Below are 2,657 nucleotides of genomic sequence, written 5' to 3' on the forward strand. Positions count from 1 at the left end.
CTCGAACTCCTCGACACCAGGAAATGGCAAACAAGAGCCGAGCTCGCAGCCGCGGTGTTTGAATGGATCGAGTGCTGGTATAACCCGTTCAGAAGGCATTCCAGCATCGGAATGCTCAGTCCGGTGGACTACGAGGAACGACACCGCTCCTCGACTACGGCCACCTGACCCATCTCACGCCGGCTGTCCGTGCTACGGGGGGAACCTCACATGCGGGTGGCGAGGAGTGCTCCGCTGTCGGGTGAATGGCTGGTGTCATTGGCCTCGGCGGTGAAGCCGGCGAAGAACTCCTCGGCGCCGTCCGAGTCGGACGCGGCCCGCTGACGCATGTCACCGGCGAAGTCGGAGAAGGTTCGCCCTGGTGCAGGTGTGGAGACACCGAGCCCAGGGCGGTCCACGGAAACCAGACGAACCGAGCGTCTCGACGACACCTCCGCCGAAGCCGAGCCACCGGCTTGTAGCCGCACCCGCACACAGCAGAACGGGTATCCCGTCCGGCGATCCCCACCTCCTGTGCCTGCCGAAGACTACGTCCGTGCAGGGTGGGACGTGCAGGACGTGGGCTCCGACATGGGGCTTGATCGGTCGCAAGGACAGGCCGCAGCGAGGCGGTTGCCGAGGGATGGTGGGTGGCTGTGCCGTTGCGATTGGCCTACTTGACTGTGGCGAACACCTTCGCGGCCCTCCGCTTTCTCCCGATGACTGATCGTGAGAAGGACACCGAGATTCTGGTGCTGCCGGACCGACGAAACGGCATCGCCGGGCCGCCTCATCCGGCTGGCGGAGACACCGAGGCCATGACCTCCTCAGATTGACCCACCGGATTCGCCGCGCGGGCGTCCGTGCCCCGAACCGTGCCGGGGCGCGGACACCCGCGCCGTCCACGGTCACCCAGCCAGCGGCAACGGCGGCGACGGCCTGTACAACGGCGCTCCAGCGATCGCATGGTCGCTGGGGCCAGGGCGGCGGGTGAGTAGGCGATTACGGCCGTTCGCTGGGGTGGCGGCGACAGGTCCGCGATACCCGGGCGAACACGAGGACAAAGCGGGACAGAACTTTGGATCTTGGCAGCGGTAAGACTGCAGGTCATACGGTGGCGCGCCCGGCAGGATTCGAACCCGCGACCGTCGGATTAGAAGTCCGAGGTCAAAGCTGTCGGCCAATTATTCCGGATGCCGGCGCCTGTTGTTCCGTCCCATTATGCGGAAATAACAGCGGCCCGCGATGGCGCCTTATGCCGTCTACTGGTAACGCGTTCCGCGACATACGAGCAAACAACGAGCGAACGAACCTGCAGGATCTGGGTCCCAGAGCCTCAGGCGTGGCACATCCGACCATGTTCGTCCGGGCAGCGGACTGTGGTGGCGTCCCGTAACGATGTTGACCTACATCGGCCCCACCTCGGGCAAGGTCGACTCATCGGCGGCAACATCGAGCGGCCCCGCGTCTGGACCGCCGAGCGTGACCGCCTCGTCTGGGAAGAGCTCCAAGGATGAGCGAAGCGAACCGGGGGTCGTCCCCCCGCAAGGAACAGGGATGAGCGCGCGGGAGCTGACGCACGATGTGGCGGTGATCGGGGCGGGTCCGGTCGGGCAGACCAGGACCAGCCGGTTCTCGTATCCTTCGGCGCGCTCGGCACCTGCGACGACGCCGACCTGGCCCTGCTCGACGAGGACGGGATGCGGGCACTGCGCGCCGAGTGGTGCCTCGGCGTCACCGCGACCGCGTTCGACTCGCGCGACCGGCGCCTATCCCTATCCAACAAACACCAACTCACTGTCGCGGGCCTTGTCATCACCACGGGCGCCCGCGCGCGCCGCCTGCGTGGCGCACCCGAGGGCGTCCACGCGCTGCGCACGCTGGACGACGCGTTGCGGCTGCGCGCCGACCTGCGCACCGGCGGCCACCTGGTCGTGATCGGCGGCGGGTTCGTCGGGGCAGAGGTCGCCTCGTCCGCACGCCGGCTCGGGAACGAGGTGACCATGGTCGAGGCCGAGCGGGTCCCCCTGCTGTCACGGCTCGGCGCACCGGCCGCCACCGCCCTGGCCCGGATGCACAAGGACAACGGCGTACACGTGATCACCGGCCGCACCGCACAGCGCGTCATCGGCGAAAAACAGGCGTACACGGTGTTGCTCGACGATGGAACACGGCTCCCGGCCGACATCGTGGTGGCCGGTGTCGGCGCGGCCCCGAACGTCGAATGGCTGGACGGCTCGGGAATCGGCTGCGCGAACGGCGTCCTGACCGATCAGTGGGGACGCACCGACGTCCCCGGTGTCGTCGCGGCCGGGGACGTCGCCAACCATCGCGGCCGTCACGGCCGCCACCGCATCGAGCATTGGACGAACGCGCGCGACATGCCCGTCACCGCGGCAAAGGCCCTCCTGGCAGAGCTGCGCGGCCAGGAAATCGCCACGCTGCCCAAGTACGATCCGGTGCCCTACGTATGGTCCGACCAATACGGCAGCCATCTCCAACTGGCAGGGCATCCACACCCCGGCGACAGGTTCACGGTCGAGGAGGGCAGCCTGGACGGCCCGTTCGTGGCGACCTACCGCCGAGACGGATCCATCTCGGCCGTCCTCGCCCTGGACAACCTCAAACCGTTCGCCCTGCTCCGCCGCCGGCCTGTCTCTTATACCCATCTGACCCTG

Annotated in this window: 4 protein-coding genes and 1 tRNA gene; 3 read left to right on the plus strand and 2 right to left on the minus strand. The window is 67.6% G+C overall.

The window, feature by feature from the left end:
- Positions 1-168 (plus strand): IS3 family transposase (locus ETD96_RS48355; protein WP_171069528.1); only part of this gene is annotated, 168 nt, incomplete at its 5' end.
- Positions 169-206: 38 nt separating this feature from the next.
- Here ETD96_RS48355 and ETD96_RS47855 read toward each other — a convergent pair.
- Positions 207-329 (minus strand): hypothetical protein, encoded by a 123-nt coding sequence (locus tag ETD96_RS47855; protein ID WP_274704690.1) that lies wholly within the window; start codon positions 327-329, stop codon positions 207-209.
- 300 nt (positions 330-629) lie between these two features.
- Between ETD96_RS47855 and ETD96_RS43225 the strand changes: the two genes are divergently transcribed.
- Positions 630-815, plus strand: coding sequence for a hypothetical protein (locus ETD96_RS43225; RefSeq protein ID WP_138642264.1), 186 nt, complete (start codon positions 630-632; stop codon positions 813-815).
- 279 nt (positions 816-1,094) lie between these two features.
- Here ETD96_RS43225 and ETD96_RS43230 read toward each other — a convergent pair.
- Positions 1,095-1,182 (minus strand) — tRNA-Ser (locus tag ETD96_RS43230).
- A gap of 497 nt (positions 1,183-1,679) precedes the next feature.
- Between ETD96_RS43230 and ETD96_RS43235 the strand changes: the two genes are divergently transcribed.
- Positions 1,680-2,657, plus strand: a 978-nt coding sequence (locus ETD96_RS43235) for an NAD(P)/FAD-dependent oxidoreductase (RefSeq protein ID WP_138642265.1), incomplete at its 3' end; no start/stop codon positions are given.

The organism is Actinomadura geliboluensis (assembly GCF_005889745.1).
GTDB classification, from domain to species: Bacteria; Actinomycetota; Actinomycetes; order Streptosporangiales; family Streptosporangiaceae; genus Spirillospora; species Spirillospora geliboluensis.